Origin of the sequence: Steroidobacter flavus (assembly GCF_042651805.1) — a bacterium.
GTDB classification, from domain to species: domain Bacteria; phylum Pseudomonadota; class Gammaproteobacteria; order Steroidobacterales; family Steroidobacteraceae; genus Steroidobacter; species Steroidobacter flavus.
This window is the reverse complement of the sequence record NZ_JBHSDU010000015.1, coordinates 848,421-866,022: the sequence shown is the minus strand read 5'-3', so window position 1 is coordinate 866,022 and position 17,602 is coordinate 848,421. Positions and strand designations below refer to the sequence as shown.

At 61.5% G+C, this 17,602-nt stretch carries 22 protein-coding genes; 13 read left to right on the top strand and 9 right to left on the bottom strand.

The genetic code is table 11. The features are described from left to right. From cyoC to ACFPN2_RS31595, 5 genes are read left to right on the top strand one after another with little or no spacing between them, the layout of a single operon-like run. A complete protein-coding gene (cyoC, locus tag ACFPN2_RS31615; RefSeq protein WP_380604182.1) occupies nt 1-633 on the top strand; it encodes a cytochrome o ubiquinol oxidase subunit III in 633 nt (210 codons plus the stop codon). Continuing rightward, a complete protein-coding gene (gene cyoD / locus ACFPN2_RS31610; protein WP_380604180.1) occupies nt 630-1,010 on the top strand; it encodes a cytochrome o ubiquinol oxidase subunit IV in 381 nt (126 codons plus the stop codon). The genes cyoC and cyoD overlap by 4 nt, the downstream gene beginning before the upstream one ends. Nucleotides 1,011-1,069: 59 nt before the next feature. After that, nucleotides 1,070-1,759, top strand: coding sequence for an SURF1 family protein (locus ACFPN2_RS31605; RefSeq protein ID WP_380604179.1), 690 nt, complete (start codon nt 1,070-1,072; stop codon nt 1,757-1,759). Between the two features lie 5 nt (nt 1,760-1,764). Further along, nucleotides 1,765-3,072 carry an ATP-binding protein gene (locus ACFPN2_RS31600; protein ID WP_380604177.1) on the top strand — a complete coding sequence of 436 codons (1,308 nt, stop codon included), beginning with the start codon at nt 1,765-1,767 and terminating at the stop codon, nt 3,070-3,072. Continuing rightward, nucleotides 3,065-3,607, top strand: coding sequence for a response regulator transcription factor (locus ACFPN2_RS31595; RefSeq protein WP_380604175.1), 543 nt, complete (start codon nt 3,065-3,067; stop codon nt 3,605-3,607). Before ACFPN2_RS31600 ends, ACFPN2_RS31595 begins: the two co-directional genes overlap by 8 nt. Here ACFPN2_RS31595 and ACFPN2_RS31590 read toward each other — a convergent pair. Then, on the bottom strand, nt 3,600-4,235 hold the full coding sequence (locus tag ACFPN2_RS31590; RefSeq protein WP_380604173.1) for a TetR/AcrR family transcriptional regulator: 636 nt from the start codon (nt 4,233-4,235) through the stop codon (nt 3,600-3,602). The genes ACFPN2_RS31595 and ACFPN2_RS31590 overlap by 8 nt on opposite strands. Nucleotides 4,236-4,323: 88 nt before the next feature. Between ACFPN2_RS31590 and ACFPN2_RS31585 the strand changes: the two genes are divergently transcribed. Genes ACFPN2_RS31585 through ACFPN2_RS31575 form a run of 3 tightly spaced genes read left to right on the top strand, consistent with a single transcriptional unit; the run spans nt 4,324 to nt 7,588 of the window. Next, complete coding sequence (locus ACFPN2_RS31585; RefSeq protein WP_380604171.1) at nt 4,324-4,989, top strand: O-methyltransferase; 666 nt, start codon at nt 4,324-4,326, stop codon at nt 4,987-4,989. Between the two features lie 11 nt (nt 4,990-5,000). Continuing rightward, nucleotides 5,001-5,867 (top strand): SDR family oxidoreductase, encoded by an 867-nt coding sequence (locus ACFPN2_RS31580; RefSeq protein WP_380604169.1) that lies wholly within the window; start codon nt 5,001-5,003, stop codon nt 5,865-5,867. Nucleotides 5,868-5,914: 47 nt separating this feature from the next. Further along, complete coding sequence (locus ACFPN2_RS31575; RefSeq protein ID WP_380604167.1) at nt 5,915-7,588, top strand: dipeptidyl-peptidase 3 family protein; 1,674 nt, start codon at nt 5,915-5,917, stop codon at nt 7,586-7,588. Here ACFPN2_RS31575 and ACFPN2_RS31570 read toward each other — a convergent pair whose 3' ends face one another. The 3 genes from ACFPN2_RS31570 to ACFPN2_RS31560 all read right to left on the bottom strand — a co-directional run bounded on the left by ACFPN2_RS31570 (nt 7,589) and on the right by ACFPN2_RS31560 (nt 10,563). Continuing rightward, the gene (locus ACFPN2_RS31570) at nt 7,589-8,842 is read right to left on the bottom strand and encodes a cytochrome b (RefSeq protein WP_380604165.1); all 1,254 of its coding nucleotides are present in this window, start codon (nt 8,840-8,842) and stop codon (nt 7,589-7,591) included. A gap of 19 nt (nt 8,843-8,861) precedes the next feature. Beyond that, complete coding sequence (locus ACFPN2_RS31565) at nt 8,862-9,617, bottom strand: SDR family oxidoreductase (RefSeq protein WP_380604163.1); 756 nt, start codon at nt 9,615-9,617, stop codon at nt 8,862-8,864. A 181-nt stretch (nt 9,618-9,798) separates the two neighbouring features. Next, nucleotides 9,799-10,563: an SDR family oxidoreductase gene (locus tag ACFPN2_RS31560; RefSeq protein WP_380604161.1), complete on the bottom strand. Its 765-nt coding sequence runs from the start codon at nt 10,561-10,563 to the stop codon at nt 9,799-9,801. A 202-nt stretch (nt 10,564-10,765) separates the two neighbouring features. Between ACFPN2_RS31560 and ACFPN2_RS31555 the strand changes: the two genes are divergently transcribed. Genes ACFPN2_RS31555 through ACFPN2_RS31545 form a run of 3 tightly spaced genes read left to right on the top strand, consistent with a single transcriptional unit; the run spans nt 10,766 to nt 13,079 of the window. Next, entirely contained in the window at nt 10,766-11,737 is a 972-nt protein-coding gene (locus ACFPN2_RS31555) for an alpha/beta fold hydrolase (protein WP_380604159.1), read from the top strand. Between the two features lie 14 nt (nt 11,738-11,751). Then, nucleotides 11,752-12,330, top strand: a complete 579-nt coding sequence (locus ACFPN2_RS31550) for a helix-turn-helix domain-containing protein (protein WP_380604157.1) — start codon at nt 11,752-11,754, stop codon at nt 12,328-12,330. Beyond that, nucleotides 12,327-13,079 carry an SDR family NAD(P)-dependent oxidoreductase gene (locus ACFPN2_RS31545; protein WP_380604155.1) on the top strand — a complete coding sequence of 251 codons (753 nt, stop codon included), beginning with the start codon at nt 12,327-12,329 and terminating at the stop codon, nt 13,077-13,079. Before ACFPN2_RS31550 ends, ACFPN2_RS31545 begins: the two co-directional genes overlap by 4 nt. A 42-nt stretch (nt 13,080-13,121) precedes the next feature. Here the strand turns inward: ACFPN2_RS31545 and ACFPN2_RS31540 are convergent, their stop codons facing one another. Both ACFPN2_RS31540 and ACFPN2_RS31535 read right to left on the bottom strand, forming a co-directional pair. Then, nucleotides 13,122-13,526, bottom strand: a complete 405-nt coding sequence (locus tag ACFPN2_RS31540; RefSeq protein ID WP_380604153.1) for a cupin domain-containing protein — start codon at nt 13,524-13,526, stop codon at nt 13,122-13,124. A 26-nt stretch (nt 13,527-13,552) separates the two neighbouring features. Beyond that, nucleotides 13,553-13,879 (bottom strand): hypothetical protein, encoded by a 327-nt coding sequence (locus tag ACFPN2_RS31535; protein WP_380604151.1) that lies wholly within the window; start codon nt 13,877-13,879, stop codon nt 13,553-13,555. A 205-nt stretch (nt 13,880-14,084) separates the two neighbouring features. Here ACFPN2_RS31535 and ACFPN2_RS31530 point away from each other — a divergent pair, with 205 nt between their 5' ends. Then, nucleotides 14,085-14,759 carry an HD domain-containing protein gene (locus ACFPN2_RS31530; RefSeq protein ID WP_380604149.1) on the top strand — a complete coding sequence of 225 codons (675 nt, stop codon included), beginning with the start codon at nt 14,085-14,087 and terminating at the stop codon, nt 14,757-14,759. 23 nt (nt 14,760-14,782) lie between these two features. Here ACFPN2_RS31530 and ACFPN2_RS31525 read toward each other — a convergent pair whose 3' ends face one another. Together ACFPN2_RS31525 and ACFPN2_RS31520 are read right to left on the bottom strand one after the other, a co-directional pair. After that, nucleotides 14,783-15,652: a hypothetical protein gene (locus ACFPN2_RS31525; protein ID WP_380604147.1), complete on the bottom strand. Its 870-nt coding sequence runs from the start codon at nt 15,650-15,652 to the stop codon at nt 14,783-14,785. A 10-nt stretch (nt 15,653-15,662) separates the two neighbouring features. After that, nucleotides 15,663-15,848 (bottom strand): hypothetical protein, encoded by a 186-nt coding sequence (locus tag ACFPN2_RS31520; protein ID WP_380604145.1) that lies wholly within the window; start codon nt 15,846-15,848, stop codon nt 15,663-15,665. A 166-nt stretch (nt 15,849-16,014) separates the two neighbouring features. On the opposite strand from ACFPN2_RS31520, the gene ACFPN2_RS31515 reads away from it, so the two are divergent. Beyond that, on the top strand, nt 16,015-16,440 hold the full coding sequence (locus ACFPN2_RS31515) for a YybH family protein (RefSeq protein ID WP_380606705.1): 426 nt from the start codon (nt 16,015-16,017) through the stop codon (nt 16,438-16,440). Here ACFPN2_RS31515 and ACFPN2_RS31510 read toward each other — a convergent pair. Continuing rightward, nucleotides 16,413-17,600, bottom strand: coding sequence for an epoxide hydrolase family protein (locus tag ACFPN2_RS31510; RefSeq protein WP_380604143.1), 1,188 nt, complete (start codon nt 17,598-17,600; stop codon nt 16,413-16,415). The genes ACFPN2_RS31515 and ACFPN2_RS31510 overlap by 28 nt on opposite strands. Between the last annotated feature and the right edge of the window lie 2 nt (nt 17,601-17,602).

Here is a 17,602-nt window from a genome sequence, read left to right as displayed (position 1 = left end):
ATGGGACACGCACTGACCAGCGAACAAGCGGCCGATCGCACGCTGTTCCTGCAACTCGACGAGCACGATCACGAGGCCGGCGGCAGCACGCTGCTCGGCTTCTGGATCTATCTGATGAGCGACTGCCTCATCTTCGCCGTGCTGTTCGCCACCTACGGCGTGCTGGGCGGCAACTTTGCGGCAGGGCCGGGGCCGAAGGATCTCTTCGACCTGTCTTTGGTCGCGCTCAACACGACGATGCTGTTGTTGTCGTCGATGACGTATGGCTTCGCCATGCTGTCTTCGTACCGGAAGAAAGTGGCGGCCACGCAGGTATGGCTGCTCATCACGGGGTTGTTCGGTCTCGCGTTCTTGGGCATCGAGCTCTATGAGTTCGCGCACATGATTCATGAGGGCGCGACGCCTCAGCGCAGCGCCTTCCTGTCGGCGTTCTTCACGCTGGTCGGCACGCACGGCTTGCACGTGACGTTCGGCATCGTGTGGCTGGTCACGCTGATGTTCCAGATCGGCAAGCACGGCCTGACCAAGCCGAATGCGCGTCGGCTGGCGTGCCTGAGCTTGTTCTGGCACTTCCTGGACGTGATCTGGATCGGCGTCTTCACCTTCGTCTATCTGATGGGCATGCTGCGATGAGCGCTCACGACCCCGCCTCCGATCACGAAGCCGGCCTGATTCACGGCGAAGAGCCGCACGGCACGCTCAAAGAGTATCTGACCGGGTTCATTCTCTCGGTCATTCTCACCGCGATTCCGTTCTACCTGCTGATGGGCGACGTGTCCTGGAGCAAGCAGACGATCGGGCTCACGGTGGTGGTGTTCGCGGCCGTGCAGATGGTCGTGCACATGGTCTACTTCCTTCATATGACGCCCAAGAGCGAGGACGGCTGGACGCTGACCTCGTTGGTCTTTACGCTGATCCTGGTCGTCATCACGCTCGCCGGTTCGTTATGGGTGATGTATCACATGGACACCAACATGATGCCCAAACACGAGGTCAGCCAGCCGCGCTGAGCCCTGGGGCCCGGGCGCCGCTGTCGCCATTCAAGCTGGCGACGGTGTTGATTGCGGCTGTGGCCGGCATCGCGGTGCTGGTCAGCCTCGGCGTCTGGCAAGTGCATCGGCTGGCATGGAAGCGGGACCTGATTGAGCGCGTCGAGCAGCGGGTACATGCAGAACCCGTCGCGGCTCCGGGCCGCGAGCAATGGCCCAACGTCAATCGAGCCAACAGCGAATATCTCCGCGTGGCCGTCAACGGCCGCTACCAGAACGATAAGGAAACCCTGGTCCAGGCGGTTACCGAGCGGGGCGGCGGCTTTTGGGTGCTGACGCCGTTCGTGACCGACGCGGGCTACACCGTCCTGATCAATCGCGGCTTCGTGCCGCTACAACGCGACCCTGGGACTCGAGCGCAGGGTCAGATCGAGGGCGAGACCCGTGTGACGGGGCTGCTGCGTCTGACCGAACAGGGAGGAGGCTACCTGCGCGCCAACGACCCGACCAACGATCGCTGGTTTTCGCGGGATGTCACGGCGATTGCGGCCAAACGCGGCCTCAGCGACATAGCGCCGTACTTCATCGACGCCGAGGTGCTCGAGCCCGCCGTCCCCGATGCGCCCATCGGCGGGCTCACCGTGATCGCATTTTCCAACAATCACCTGCAGTATGCGCTCACCTGGTTCGGGCTGGCGTTGATGCTGATCGCCGGCCTCGGGCTGGTGCTCCGCCACGAGTGGCGCTTGCGTAGGCCGCAGACAACGTGAATTCAATGGCGCTGACCGAGCCCCAGGCTCCGTCTCATATCGACACCGCAAATCGGAAGAACCTGGCGTTGCTGATCCAGCTGCGCTGGATCGCCGTGCTCGGGCAGGTCGTGACCATCGCGGTCGTCCACTTCGGCTTGCGCATCACCTTACCGCTGGCACCTATGGCAATGGTGCTCGGCGCATTGCTGGCACTCAACGCGCTCAGTCATGTGTGGCTGCGCCAGCATTTGCAGATCAGCAGTCAGGCGCTGTTCTCCGCGTTGTTGTTGGATGTCGCCGCACTCACTGTGCAGCTGTACTTCAGTGGCGGCGCGACCAATCCGTTCACCGCGCTCTATTTGTTACAGATCGCGTTGGCGGCGGTGTTGCTGCCGGGGCGGGGCGCGTGGCTCATCGTCGTGGTGACTTGCGTTGCGTTCGTCGCATTGATCGGCATCAACCAGCCGTTGGCCGTGCGACCTCCGACGAGTCTGCTGAGACTGCATATCCTCGGGATGTTTGTATGCTTCTTGCTGGGCGCGGTGCTGCTGGTCGTCTTTATCAGCCGCATGTCCCGGAATCTGCAGGAGCGCGACACGTACCTGGTCGAGCTGAAGCGCCGTGCGTCGGAAGAAGATCACATCGTGCGGCTCGGTTTGCTGGCGTCGGGGGCGGCCCATGAATTGGGCACGCCGCTCGCCTCGGTGTCCGTGATTCTCGGCGACTGGCGGCGCATGCCCGAGATTTCACAACACCCCGAAATGCTCCAGGAACTGCTGGAGATGCAGGCCGCGATTCGTCGGTGCAAGAGCATCCTCAGCGGCATTCTGATGTCAGCGGGTGAGGCTCGCGGCGAAGCGCCGGTAGTCACGTCGCTTCATCGCTTTCTCGACGAGATTGCCCGCGACTGGTCCGACGGCCGGCCGGCCGGAACCCTCCAATATCACGCGGGTAGTGGCGCGTTGGGCGAGGACATGAAGATTGTGTCGGACCCGGCGATCAAGCAAGTGGTCACCAATCTGCTCGACAACGCGTTCGAGGTGTCGCCCGGCTGGATCCGATTGAACGCCGAGCGTCGCGGTGACATGCTGCGGATCGAAGTGATGGATCTCGGGCCCGGCTTCACGCCCGCGATGCTGGAGAACTTCGGCAAGCCCTACAACTCGACCAAGGATCGGCGCGGCGCCGGGCTGGGCTTGTTCCTGGTGGTCAACGTCATTCGCAAGCTGGGCGGCAGCGTGTCGGCCCACAATCGCGAGCCGGGCGGCGCCACCGTGACAGTCGAGCTGCCGCTTGCGGCTTTGGCATATCGAGAGAAAGATCGTGGCTGAGACGGGCGCCGAAAAATTATTGTTGATCGTCGAGGACGACGAGACCCTGGCACGCACGCTGAAGCGCTCGTTCGAGCGCCGCGAATATCGGGTGCTGACGGCGTCGAGCCACGACGAAATGGTCGAGCTGCTGAAGACGGAATCGCCCGAATTCGCGGTCGTCGACCTGAAGTTGAATGGCGCGTCCGGCCTGGCGTGCGTGCAGACATTGCATGCGCACGATGAAGAAATGAACATCGTCGTCCTCACCGGTTTCGCCAGCATCGCGACCGCGGTGGAGGCGATCAAGCTCGGCGCGCGTCATTACCTGGCCAAGCCCTCCAACACCGACGATATCGAAAAAGCTTTCGGCAAGACCGAGGGCGACACCGATGTGGAGCTCGGGACCCGGCCCTCGACCATCAAAACGCTCGAGTGGGAACGCATCCAGCAGACCCTGGCCGATGCGGATTTCAACATCTCCGAAGCCGCCCGCCGGCTCGGCATCCACCGGCGCACGCTGGCGCGCAAACTGCTGAAGCGGCAGGTCAAGTAGCCTTCGCCAGGCTCTTGATGTAGGCGCAGAACATATCTGCCATCGCTGCGGAGTAGGTTTTGATCTCGGCGGCGGTGCGCGGAGTTTCCGAGAAACCCTTGCCGACTTCGCTGAGGGTCGTCTTGATCAAGTCGCCTGCCATATCTCGCGTGGCGGCTGAGGCGTCCGGCAGGACTTCCTTCATGAATGTTTGGATGGCGTGTTCTCCCGATGCTCGCGCTTCTTTAGCCTCGGGCGCGTCGCGGTAGAGTGGGGCGGCGTCGTGGAGTGCGATACGCACTTTGGCTTCGTCACATTCCGAACGGATGAAGACATGCACCAGCGTGCGCAGCCGTTCGAGCGGCGCGTGTCGAGCATCCAGAAGAATGGATCGAAGCAGCTCGGTGGTCTGGCGCCATTCGTCGCTCTGTAATCGAAACAGGATCGACGCCTTGTTCGGGAAGTATTGATACACCGAGCCGACACTGACCCCGGCCTTCTCGGCCACGCGCGCCGTCGTGAAACGGTGGGCGCCTTCCTTTTCCAAAACCTGAATAGCTGCTTGCAGAATCGCCGCGACCAGCTCGTTCGAGCGGGCCTGTTGAGGCTTTTTTCGCGAGGAAATCTGAGTTTTTCGACGGGTGGCCATGCGCCTGAGGAATGCGATTAGTAAACCTGACGAATTCGTCGCATTCTAGCGCCGGCGCGATGAAGCGCTCAACTGTGGATGAATCGACATGACGACCCTGACTCAGGCGCCGATTGCGCCGCTGCTCGAACGTTTATTTGTAGAGGCCGATGGCGCTCGACCACTGACGCATCCTTCTTTCGCTGCTGTGTCGGTGGAGGAGCGAAACCGGCTCATGCAGAGCAAGACGGAATATCTCGACTTCTACGCCCGCTTGAAGGACCTGCCGCTGCCCGTCTCGCGCGAGACCGGCGCGTTGCTCTATATGCTGGCGCGAAGCTCGGGCGCACGAAACATCATCGAGTTTGGAACCTCGTTCGGAATTTCCACGCTGCATCTTGCCGCGGCGCTTCGTGATAACGGCGGTGGCCGCCTCATTACTACCGAGTTCGAGGCAACCAAAGTAACGCGGGCCCGCGAGAATCTGCGAGCCGGCGGTGTGCTCGATCTGGTTGAGATTCGCGAGGGCGATGCTCTGCAGACGCTGCGTGGCGACTTGCCCAATACTGTCGATTTGCTGTTGCTGGATGGCGCCAAGGCGCTGTATCCCGATATTCTGAGTCTGGTGGAAAGTCGACTGCGCCCTGGCGCGCTCATCGTCGCCGACAACGCCGACTTCTCCCCGGAGTATCTCGAACGCGTGCGCTCGCGCGCGAATGGTTACCTGTCCGTGCCGTTCAGCGATGACGTCGAGCTGTCGATGCGGATCCAGTAGGAGAGTCAGCAATGGATGTTTTCATCACGGGTGCGAGCGGTTGGGTCGGCTCTGCCGTCGTTCGCGATCTATTGACGGCGGGTCATCGAGTGTCGGGCCTCGTTCGATCCGATGACAAAGCGGCCGAGCTCACTGCGCTCGGTGCACAGGCCATTCGGGGCACGCTCGACGATCATGACGTCTTGCGCAAGGCTGCGTCGGCCGCTGACGCGGTGATTCACACGGCGTTCAATCACGACTTTTCTAAGTTCGCTGAGAACGCGGAGCAGGATAGGCGCGCCATCGAGGTGCTGGGCAGCGCACTGGAAGGATCGAACTGTCCGCTGCTTGTGACCTCGGGACTCGCGCGCCTCGCGCAGGGTCGTCTCGCGACCGAATCGGACGTGCCCGATCCGGCAATGCCCAGAAAGTCAGAGGCGGGCGCGAGAGCGGTGGCCGAACGCGGCGTGAGGGTGGGCGTGATCAGGCTCGCGCCATCCGTTCATGGACTGGGCGATCACGGCTTCATTCCAATGTTGATTGGGATGGCTCGTGCGAAAGGCATCTCTGCTTATATCGATGAGGGAACGAATCGCTGGGCCGGCGTTTATCGGCTCGATGCCGCACGCGTGTATCGATTGGCGCTGGAGCAGGGCGTGACCGAGCCTGCATACCATGCGGTGGCGGACGAAGGCGTGCCGTTCAAACAGATAGCTGCAGTGATCGGGCGACGATTGGGGTTGCCGGTCGAGTCGAGGCCGCGTGAGCACTTCGGTGGCTTCGCGAATTTCGCGGGCGCGGATATGTGTGCATCGAGCGAACGCACTCGGACGCTGCTGGGTTGGACGCCGACCGGGCCCGATCTGCTTACCGACATCGATCAGCCCGGTTACTACTAAGAGGCCCGCTCTTGCGCCGCCGGGCGCCGGCGGGCAGATTACGCTCCATGCGTAAAACCCTGCTCGCCAGTGCGGTACTGGCTGTATGCAATTTGTGGTCTGTAGCGTCGATGGCTGAAGCGCTTCCCAATCCGGAGCAGCTGACTGCGATGGCGGCGCGGTTCGCGCCGGTCGATGTAAAGGTTGACGTGGCGAGCTTGCCGGCGCAGGAAAGGGCGGCGCTGGCGAAGTTGGTCGAGGCTTCCCGTTATGTCGATGCCTTGTTCATGCGCCAGCGTTTCGCGGGTAACAACGCCTTGCTGCTGCAATTGCTGTCGGACCGAAGCACCCTGGGGCGCGCCCGGGTCGATTATTTCTTGCTCAACAAAGGACCCTGGTCGGAGCTGGATGAGGACCGCGCATTCCTGCCGGGCGTGAGCGCCAAGCCGCCGGGTGGAAATTTCTATCCGGCCGACGCGACCCGGGACCAAATCGACAGTTGGATGCAAGGTCTGCCGCAGGCGGAGAAAACCGAAGCCACCGGATTCTTCACGACCATCCGGCGCAGCGCGGACGGCAAGTTCATCTCCGTGCCGTACTCACTCGAATATCAGGGCGAGCTGATGGAAATGGCGCGCCTGTTGCGAGAAGCGGCGGCGCTCACCCAGCAGCCGACGTTGAAAGCATTTCTGCAGAAACGTGCCGAGGCCTTCGTATCCAACGACTACTACGCGAGCGACGTGACCTGGATGGAGCTGGATGCGTCCATCGAGCCCACCATCGGACCCTACGAGGTCTACGAAGACGAGTGGTTCAACTTCAAAGCCGCATTCGAAGCCTTCATTACGCTGACCGACGCCGCGGAGACGGACAAGCTCAAGCGCTTCAGCTCGCAATTGCAGGATCTCGAAGATCACCTGCCCATCGACAAGAAATTCCGCAAGCCGAAGCTGGGCGGCTACTCGCCGATCCGCGTCGTGAACGTTGTGTTCTCGGCGGGCGATGCCAATCATGGCGTGCAGACCGCGGCTTATAACTTACCGAACGACGAGCGCGTGGTCGCGGAGAAAGGTTCCAAGCGCGTGCTGTTGAAGAACTTTCAGCAGGCCAAGTTCGACAAGGTCCTCACGCCCATCGCGGATATCGCGCTGGCGCCGCAGGATCGATCGCTGCTGTCGTTCGACGCGTTCTTCACTCACATCTTGATGCACGAACTGATGCACGGCCTCGGCCCGCAGACCATCGAGGTCGGCGGCAAGCAGACGACGGTGCGCCAGGAGCTGAAAGAATTGAATGGTCCGCTGGAAGAGGCGAAGGCAGATGTCTCCGGCCTGTGGGCGCTGCAGTTCCTGATGGACAAGGGCTTCCTGGACAAGAAGCAGGAACGGAACATGTATGTCACGTTCCTCGCCTCGACCTTCCGCACGCTGCGCTTTGGCTTGAACGCCGCGCACGCGAAGGGCATGGCGCTCCAGGTGAATAACTTGCTCGATGCGGGCGCCATTCGCATCGACGCTCAAGGCCGCTTCTCGCTCGATGTGCCCAAGACCAAGAAGGCCGTCACTTCGCTCACCAGCCAGATCATGACGCTGCAGGCCCATGGCGACTACGCAGGGGTCAAACGTCTGCTGGACAAGATGTCCGTCATCCGCCCCGAAGTCCAACGCGTGCTCGATCAGTTGGGTCAAGTGCCGGTCGACATCGCGCCTCAATTCGTCACGGCGAACTCGCTGGCACCGTAACTAGGGCTGATACCGGATTCGATCCGGTACCGGCTTGGTCTTATCCGCCTTCGAATACCACGGCATCAAGGCAAAGAACGCGAAGTAAACGACCGCGAAGAGGCGGGCGGCATTCGTGTACGCGGGCGTTGCCGGCTGCAGGCCGAGATAACCGAGCGCCAGGAAGCTCACCGCAAAGGAAAACAAAAATCCTTTGAACAGCCAGCCGCGATACCGAATCGATTTCACTTTGGAACGGTCGAGCCAGGGCAGAAAGAAGAACGAGACGACGGCCAGCCCCATCAACAACACGCCGAACAGTTTGTTCGGTACCGCGCGCAGGATCGCGTAGTAGGGCGTGAAGTACCACACCGGTGCGATGTGCTCCGGCGTCTGCAGCGGATTGGCCGGATCGAAGTTGGCGTGCTCCAGGAAGTAGCCGCCCATGTCCGGCGCGAAGAACAGCACGGCCGCGAACGCGATCGCAAACCCGACCACGCTGACCAGATCCTTCACCGTGTAGTAGGGATGGAACTTGACGCCATCGACGGGATGGCCGTCCGGGCCTTTGACCTTCTTGATCTCGACGCCGTCCGGATTGTTCGAGCCCACTTCGTGCAACACCAGGATATGAGTGGTGACGAGGAACACGAGCGCGAGCGGCAGCGCGACCACGTGCAGCGCGAAGAAGCGGTTCAAGGTGATATCCGAGATGTAGTAGTCGCCGCGAATCCACTCGACCAACGACTCACCGATGCCAGGAATCGCGCCGAACAGCGACACGATCACCTGCGCGCCCCAATAGGACATGTTGCCCCAAGGTAGCAGGTAGCCGAAGAAGGCCTCGGCCATGAGACACAAATAAATCAGCATGCCGAACAGCCACACCAGCTCGCGCGGATCTTTGTACGAGCCGTACATCAGGGCCCGAAACATGTGCAGATAGATGACGATGAAGAACGCCGACGCGCCGGTGGAATGCATGTAGCGGATCAGCCAACCCCATTCCACGTCGCGCATGATGTATTCGACTGACGCGAATGCCTCGGCGGCGGAGGGCTTGTAGTTCATCGTCAGGAACAGGCCCGTGACGAGCTGAAGGATCAGCACGACGGTGGCCAGCGCACCGAAGTAGTACCAGAAATTGAAGTTCTTCGGCGCGTAATACTCGGTCGCGTGCTTCTCGATGATATGAGTCAGCGGGATACGCGCATCGATCCATGCGAGGAGAGCTCGCAGACGCGAGCTCCCGTTGTCTTGTGAATTGGCACTCATGACGATGCTGCTTTCCGCCTTACTTCGCTGCTTGCGATTCCTTCAACCACGCATCGAAGCGCTTCGCTCCGCTGCGCGCACCCGGGCCAGGGACCAGCGATTTATCGTCCAGCTCCGCGCCAAAGTAGGGTGTGTGGGCGTCCTTGATCACCTGGCGCTTATCGCCCTTCGCCGTCAGCACGCGCTGAACCAGCTCGCCGATGCGGAATTGTTCCGGGCCGCCGACTTCGATCGTGCCGTTGACCGGCGCACCGAGCGCAAGCTCGGCCAGCGTCGCAACGACGTCATCGGAGACGATGGGCTGAAACATTGCGTCCGACACGCGCAGGCTCTTGCCATCGGGGCTTTCCTCAGCAATGCGGCCGATGAATTCGAAGAACTGGGTCGAGCGCAGGATGGTGTAGGGGACGGGCGAATTCTTGATGAGCTTTTCCTGGGCCACCTTGGCGCGCATGTAGCCGCTGTCGGGCAGCCGGTCGGTACCGACGATCGACAATGCGAGATGATGTTTGACACCGGCACGCTCTTCCGCCGCGAGCAGGTTCTTGCCCGCGGTCTCGAAGAACTTCAGCACGGCGGCGTCTTCGAACGAAGGCGAGTTCGCGACGTCGACGACCACTTGAGCGCCGGCCAGCGCCGCGGGCAAGCCTTCGCCGGTGATGGTGTTGACGCCCGAATCGGGCGAGGCCGCGAGCACTTCGTGGCCCTTGGCGCGCAGGGTGCTCACCAGCTTGGATCCAATCAGGCCGGTGCCACCGATGACGACGATTTTCATGTGTTGCTCCTGTCGTTGCAGTTCAAAGGAAATGCCCACCCTCGCGTCGTCGTGTAACTGTTCGGCACCGCGAGGCGGTGGATCCGCGCATGAACGGGCGGAAAATGCGCCTTCCGAGACAGCCCCTCGACGAGCTGACGACCCGTCTTCTTCGTTGCGAGGGTGGGCAGTGATCGAATCTTCAATGGATAGCGGGCGCGCCTCCGGTTTGTTGCAACCAGTCGTCGAATCGCCCGACGCCGATGATCGCGCCTTCGTCCGGCGTCAGCGTGTCCTCGCTCAGCCTAGCGCCGAAGTAACGAGCCTGCGGATCCGCAACGAGTGCACGTGAGTCTCGCGTAACGTGCATCACGCGCTCGACGGCGTCATGGAGACGAAAACATTCCGGGCCCGCGAATTCGAGCATCCCGTTGCGCGGCGATGCTGTCGCAAGGTCAGCGAGCGCCGCCGCCACTTCCGCCGATGCAATCGGCTGCACGAGCGCAGGGGAGACGCGCACGGCACGTTCGTCCGCCTCCGACTGCAAAACGCGCGGCATGAACTCGAAGAACTGTGTCGAGCGCAGGATGGTGTGAGGAATCAGCGACTGCCTGGTCAGCTCTTCCTGTCGCATCTTGGCGCGGAAGTAGCCGCTCTCTAATAAGCGGTCGGTGCCCACAATCGACAGGACCACGTGATGCTTGACGCGGGCGGCCTGCGCGGCGGAGAGCAGGTTGCGACACGAGGTCTCGAAGAAATTCATCACGTCGTCGTCTTCGAAGGAGGGCGAGTTGGTGACGTCGATGACGACGTTGCAGCCGGCCATCGCCTGCTCGAGGCCTTCGCCAGTAATCGTATTGACGCCGGAGTGACGCGAGGCGGCCAACACGTCGTGACCCCGGTGACGCAGGGTGCCGACCAGCTTCGCGCCGACCAGTCCGCTGCCTCCTACCACCACGATCCTCATGTCCCGTCTCCGCCATTGCCAACATTGCGACGACATGGTCCGCAACCGGGGCAGGCGCTTCTTGTTGAGGTGTGGGGCGACTTGGACGCGAGCGGCATGCAGCCCGCTTAGCGTCCTTTAACACCGCTGAACTCGTGCCTGCGCGCACGCAGTGGGACAGTGGCACTCAGATCGAAGACCAGCAACACCACGGAGAAGCCTGATGACCACACCCACCTCTTCGACCAGCGCGAGTCGACGTGACGTTCTGATCGCAAGCGTCATGGCCACCGCAACCGCCGGCCTGTCCGCAGCCGCTGTGGCCTCGACGCAAGACCCCAACCCTTCCTCCCGGAACAAAGGAGCCCGAGCCGTGAACTTGATTACCAGTAAAGATGGCACGCAGATCTACTACAAAGACTGGGGCCGTGGCCCTGTCGTTACCTTCTCGCATGGTTGGCCGCTCAACGCCGACGCGTGGGACGGGCAGATGCAGTTTCTGGTGCAACAGGGATTTCGGGTCATCGCCCATGACCGTCGCGGCCACGGCCGCTCGGAGCAGGCGTCCTCGAACAACGATATGAACGGTTACGCCGACGATCTGGCGGCCGTGATCGAAACGCTGGATCTGAAGAACATCACCATGGTCGGTCACTCGACCGGCGGCGGCGAAGTCGTGCGTTACTTGGGTCGTCATGGCACCAAGCGCGTTGCCAAGGCCGTGTTGATCGGCGCCGTGCCACCGATCATGGTGAAGACGCCCGCGAATCCCGAAGGCCTGCCGATCGAAGCGTTCGACGGCTTGCGCAAGGCCGTGTTCAACGATCGCTCGCAGTTCTACAAGGACCTTGCCCTGCAGTTCTATGGCGCCAATCGCCCGGGCGCGAAGGTGTCGCAAGGCACGCTCGATCAGTTCTGGCTGTGGAGCATGCAGGTCGGCCTGAAAAATGCTTACGACTGCATCAAGGCGTTTTCGGAGACCGATTTCACCGAAGACCTGAAGAAGATCGACGTGCCGACGCTGCTGCTTCATGGCGAAGACGATCAGATCGTGCCCATCCACGATTCGGCGAAGAAGGCCGAGAAGCTGCTGAAGAACGTCAAGACGATCTACTACCCCGGTGCGCCTCACGGTCTCACGGCTACGCATCAGGACCAGGTGAACGCGGATCTGCTCGCGTTCCTGCGCGGCTGAAGCGGAGCGAGCTCATGGATACGTTTACACCGACGTTTGCAACCCATGTGCCGCCCCAGGACGTCGTGGGCAAACAGGGCGTCTGCGCACGGCAGTTTCGTTCGGTCATGACAGAGCTGTGCACGGCTCTGAGGAGCGCGCTCGACGATGAGCGCGTTACCGCAGAAGACAGCCTGCGCCGGGCCGCCGAAATCCTCCAGGAGATCGGCGGCACGCCGACCGTGGCGAAAGAGCCTGTGCGCGGCGGTCTGTCGCCGTGGCAGGTCCGCAAGGTGGCGAGCTATGTCGATGCGAATCTGGATCGTTCCATCAAGAACGAAGATCTCGCCGGCCTGGTGCGCTTGAACGCCTCGCACTTCGGTCGTGCCTTTCGTAACAGCTTCGGCGAGCCGCCTCACGAATACGTGATCCGGCGGCGAGTCGAGCGTGCGCAGGGACTCATGCTGTCGACCGATGCTTCGCTCAGCGAGATCGCGTTGGACTGTGGTCTCGCCGATCAATCGCACCTGACGCGGTTGTTTCGCAGGATCGTGGGCGAGAGCCCGCGTGCTTGGCGTCGGGCTCGGCTCAGCGCACCGGGAGACGTCCAATGAACAATGTGAAAGATCTGGTTGTTGTTGTGACGGGCGGCGGAGGCGGCATCGGTCTGGCCGCCGCTCGGGCGTTCGCAAGGGAACAAGCGAGCGTGCTCATCACCGGTCGGCGAGCTGCGAAATTAGAAGAGATCGTGCGAGCGGAGCCACGCATCGAAGCGGTGACCGCGGACGTTGCGAATCCTGAGGATGCGCGACGGACGATCGATCGCGCGATCGAGTTGTGGGGTCGAGTCGATGTGCTGGTGAATAACGCCGGTGCCGGCGCGCCCTTGCCGCTAGCCGACACGACGCTCGACCACTTGAACGCCGTCTATGCGGTGAACGCGATCGGACCGACGATGCTGGCGGCGGCAGCAGCCCCGCATCTCATGAAGGCGCGTGGCTCGATCGTCAACATCTCCAGCAGCCTGGCGCAGAAGGCGGTGGCTGGGTTCGGCGCTTACTGTGCGAGCAAAGCGGCTGTTGAGCAACTGACGCGTTGCTGGGCGTTGGAGTTGGCGCCTCACGGAGTTCGAGTGAATGCTGTGGCTTCGGGACCGGTGGAATCGGACTTCCTGCGCGATCGCATGGGTTTGTCGGAAGCCACGGTTGAAGCGGTGAAGGAACAGGAACGAAGCATCATCCCGGTCGGTCGACGAGGGGTGCCGGAAGATGTCGCGCGCTGGATCGTCGCGCTTGCCAGCAAGGATGCGGACTGGGTGACCGGTCAGGTATTCAACATCGACGGTGGCTTTACGTTGGTGTGAGTGAGATACGCCGGCGACCGCTTGGGTCGCCGGCGATGGCGGTTACTCAGTGGCAATCGTGAGAACGGGCGCGTTCTGTTTCTTCACGAGGAACACGATGAACTTGGCCGGCTTGGTCTTGCTCGCGTTCCGGCCGACGGTGTGTAGATCGTTCGGGCCTTCGTAGAACGTGTCGCCCGGATTCAACGTCACTTCCTTGCCGCCTTTCACGCCCATGATAATGGTGCCTTCCACCACGTAGACCATGGCATGCGCATCGTGCCGATGCACCGGATCGATGGCGCCCGGCGGATACACCACGTTGATCATGAGCAGTTCCTTGCCCGGAGATTCGGGCATGGGCTTGGTCATCAGATCGGTCACGATCGCGTCTTCACCCGCAAACGCACTGGACGCGAGCGAGCAGGCGAGGGCGATGGCGGGGACGAGTTTCTTTGAAACAAACATGGGACAGTCCTCGGTTGGGGAACAGATCACGCGGATATCCAGGGATCGCGCCAGCTCAGCTCGGCAATGGTCGCGGCGGCGGTGTCGACGGGCGGTCGTGCCATGTCGCTCGAGCCGAGCAGCCGCAATTGCACTTCGCGACGGGTGAGATCGGTCAGCTCGCTGACCCACTCGTGGCCTTTCGCGAACCAGACCGGCAGGGCGTCGTCGCCGTCGGAGGTGGGCTCGAGGGTGATGAAGACCATCAGCGCGTCGTGCTCTTCGACGGCCCACAAATGACGAATCGATGTATTCGCGGCGTACCACTGGGTGAGACAGTTCGGTACGTAAGCAATTTCCTGGTCGAGATCCATGGTGACTTCCTGCACGCGCGGGTGCGTGCGTTAGGGGAGAGTGTTCTACGAAGGGATAACGCGCCGCTTGATGAATCTGCTCTTCAGTTGAATGGAATAGGGTTTTCGACTGGCATCAGCTCTGTTCCAAGCACGGCACGCTCCTTCAAGCCGTACGATCTCTAATCGGGGAGGATCGCTGTATCAGCCAAGCCGGGAGACCGAGATGGACATACTGGACCGCACGATGTATCCGACCGTTCCGACCCGTTTGCTCGCAGGCGTCGTCGTGCCCGATACCCCTATTGTCACGCGCGCCATTGAGTTTGCCCGCGAGCACTGTGAGCCGTATCTCTTCAATCACTCGATGCGATCCTGGCTCTTCTCCGCGGCCGTCGCCTGCCTGAAGAGCTCGCCGCATGATGCGGAGGTACTGGCGGTTTCGACGTTGTTACATGACATTGGATTGGCGCCGGAATTTTTTGGGCCGCTGCGATTTGAAGTTGAAGGAGCCAATGCGGCGCGGGAGTTTGCGAGGGCGTCTGGAATGCAGGAGCGGCAGGCGCAGTTGATTTGGGACGGGGTGGCGCTGAATTCGACACCTTCCATCGGGCTTCATAAGGAAGCTGAAGTGGCGCTGTGCACCGCTGGGATCGGGTTGGATTGGGGCGGGTTTGGATATGAGATGCTTTCACCGTCGCTGATTGCCGCTGTTCTCGATGCTTATCCGAGGTTGGAAATGAAGCAGCGCTTCACACATGCGGTGTGTCGGATTGTTGAGTCGCGGCCGGAGACGACTTACGACAATTTCGCTCGGGACTTTGGGGAGAGATTTGTGGCGGGGTATAAGAAGCCGGCGTCTGCTGTCGACTTGCTCATGAATTCGCCGTTTAAAGAATGATACTGAGGAGACGTGGGCGGTTGCTAAAGCCGCCCACCCAACCACAGCGCCACATTCCGAACATATCGATGCACGGACGTCATCGCGGGTGAGTTCGGTAACTCATACACCGGCGTCTCACTCACAAAGTCCGGGCTGCCGCGCCTTGGATCCCAGTTGTAGTCAGCGAAATGGTGGAACGTGGATTCCGCGATCGCCGGTCCATCTGTCTCCGTACGCTCAAACGCCACCGCGATATTGAATCGCTTGCCGCTGGCCAAACTCTGCCCCGTGGCAATCACCCTCGCATGCGGCGCCGACGCCGGCGCAATCACGGCGCCTTCATGCGGATGAGCGGGAAGAAACATCACAACCCCACTCTCCGATTCTGCGTCGCGCATCACCGGATGCACCGGTTGCACAGCTTCGACCCGCTGAGCACTGCCATTGGCGCCGGAGTGAAAGTTGGGCCATTGAATCTGTGGCGTTCCCGTGTCGTCCGGGGGTGGAACGGTGGGTCCCGCATTGTGAGTGTGGAAAACGTGAGCTGCGCCGATCGCGCCTAGATCGCAGATCGAACAACCCAAATCCATATGATCTCGGGTAATCATGACCCCGCCGCCTCGGGCGCGGAAGCGCAGAATGCCGGCTCGGTCTTCATCGTTGAGTCCGTTGCCGACATCGACGGCGAACAGCCAAAGCTCATCGTAGTCGGAGCGATCGAGCGCGGAGAGCACCGAGTCTGACTGACCGACAGGATCACGATCCCGAGCAGTCACACGAAACAAAGGCTCGCCCTCGGGTGAAGTCAGCGACGCGAGATAGTCGCGGAGCATGGAGAACCGGCCGATGTGCCAATCGTTCTCGGTGGGCTCGATGGTGGTTTGCAGGAGGATGTTGATGGGCTTGCTCATAGGCGCGATCCTACTCTTGCTCCGTCGGCTTCCACACAGCGCAGTAATCGTAGCAGGCATGCAGCTGCTTGATCACCGCGAGAATTTGCTCCGCCTCGAGCACCACGACCGAGCCCGGCCCTTGCTCGATGACGGCGCGTCGTTCGGCGGTGGTGTAGACCTTGATGTCGGTCGAGGGGTCAGTCTTGCCGGCCATGTTGGCACGCTCCATTGATCGCAAACAATGAGGGTCGCGGAAAGGGCGTCATGAGTCTTGGACGGGAGTGACGCGGCGTGGGCGGATTGTGCTAAAAGCCCCGTCAATCTCGAATCGAGGAACCGCCATGCCGCGCTGGACCGCCGCCATTCTTGCTCTGGCCCTGATGACAGCTTGCTCTCCGCCGGTCAAACAAACCACAACGGACGCGGAAGCAGAGAAGCAGGCCATTCTCGCGGTCATCGATCGCATGGAGCAGGCATGGAATCGTGGCGACTTCCGGGGTTACATGGAGGGCTTCGCCAATCCCGACGTGATCTTTGTCTCTCGGGGGGAATTCCAAAAAGACTGGCAGGGCACGCTCGATCATTACATCCGCGACTACGGCACCTCAGCGGACACGCGAGGCTCGCTGCACTTTTTCGATATAAAAATCGAAATGCTCGCGCCCGACGCCGCGCAACTCATCAGTCGCTATCGACTCGATCGGCCCAAGAATGCGCAAGACGGCATCAACACTCGCCTGATGCGCAAGCGCGATGGCAAATGGGTGATCGCGCTAAATCATGTTTCTTCGCGCGAGCTGCCCTGAGCGCGCAGCGGTCGGAAGAATGTGCGGATGTCCTCGGCGAGTAACTCCGGTTGTTCCCACGCCGCGAAATGACCGCCGCGCGGCAAGTTCGACCAATGCACGACATTGAAGGCGCGCTCGGCCCAGCTTCGCGGTGGCATCGGCAGTTCCCTGGGTAGGTGAACGATGCCGCAGGGAGGCGCGATTTTCTGGCCAGCCGCAAGATGAAAGGGATGTTCGCGCGATTCGCTGTAGAAGCGGAGGGCGGAATGGGCGGTGCCGGTGAGCCAGTAGAGCATGATGTCTGTAATCATCTCGTCCTTGGTGAGTGCTTCGTCGGGCTCGAGTCGACAGTCGCTCCAACTACGAAACTTCTCCACGTGCCACGCGGCGAGGCCCGTCGGTGAGTCCGTGAGCGCATAGCTCAACGTGAGGGGCTTTGTTCCCTGGATCGCGATGTACGCACCTTCAGCGTCCGCCCACTTTGCAACCCGCGCTAGATAATCTTCCTCCGCCGCGCTCAGCGGTGGATCGCCCGGGCTGATCGCGGGCCGAAACCGCGTCGACAGATAATTCAGATGCAGGCCGATGATCCGCTCCGGATGACGGAGCGCGGTGGCGGCGCTGATCCACGAGCCCCAATCGCCGCCTTGCACGCCGAAGCGGGAGTAGTTCAAGCCGGCCATCAGCTTCGCCCACAGATCGGCGACGACGAACACGTTGGTTCCTCGATGCGAAGGTCGGCTCGAAAATCCATAGCCAGGGATGGACGGTGCGATGACCGTAAACGAATCGGCGGGATCGCCGCCGTGGGCCCCCGGGTCGGTGAGCAGCGGAATGATCTTGAGCATCTCGACGACGCTGCCCGGCCAGCCGTGGGTCAATACAAGCGGAACAGGCGCCGGTCCGGTCCCGACTTGATGGATGAAATGAATGCGATGCTCGTCGATTCGAGCGACGAACTGAGGGAAGGAGTTCAGCCGGGCTTCGTGCGTTCGCCACTCATATTCATCGAGCCAGTAGTCGACGAAGCGTTTCATGTAGGCCACGGGCGGGCCGTAACGCCACGGCTCGGCGGACACTTCGTCGGGCCAGAGCGTGCGACGAAGTCGCTGTTGTAAATCGTCCAGGGCTTGCGGCTGCGCTTCGAAGCGGAAGCGTTCGATCTCTAGATGGACCATGG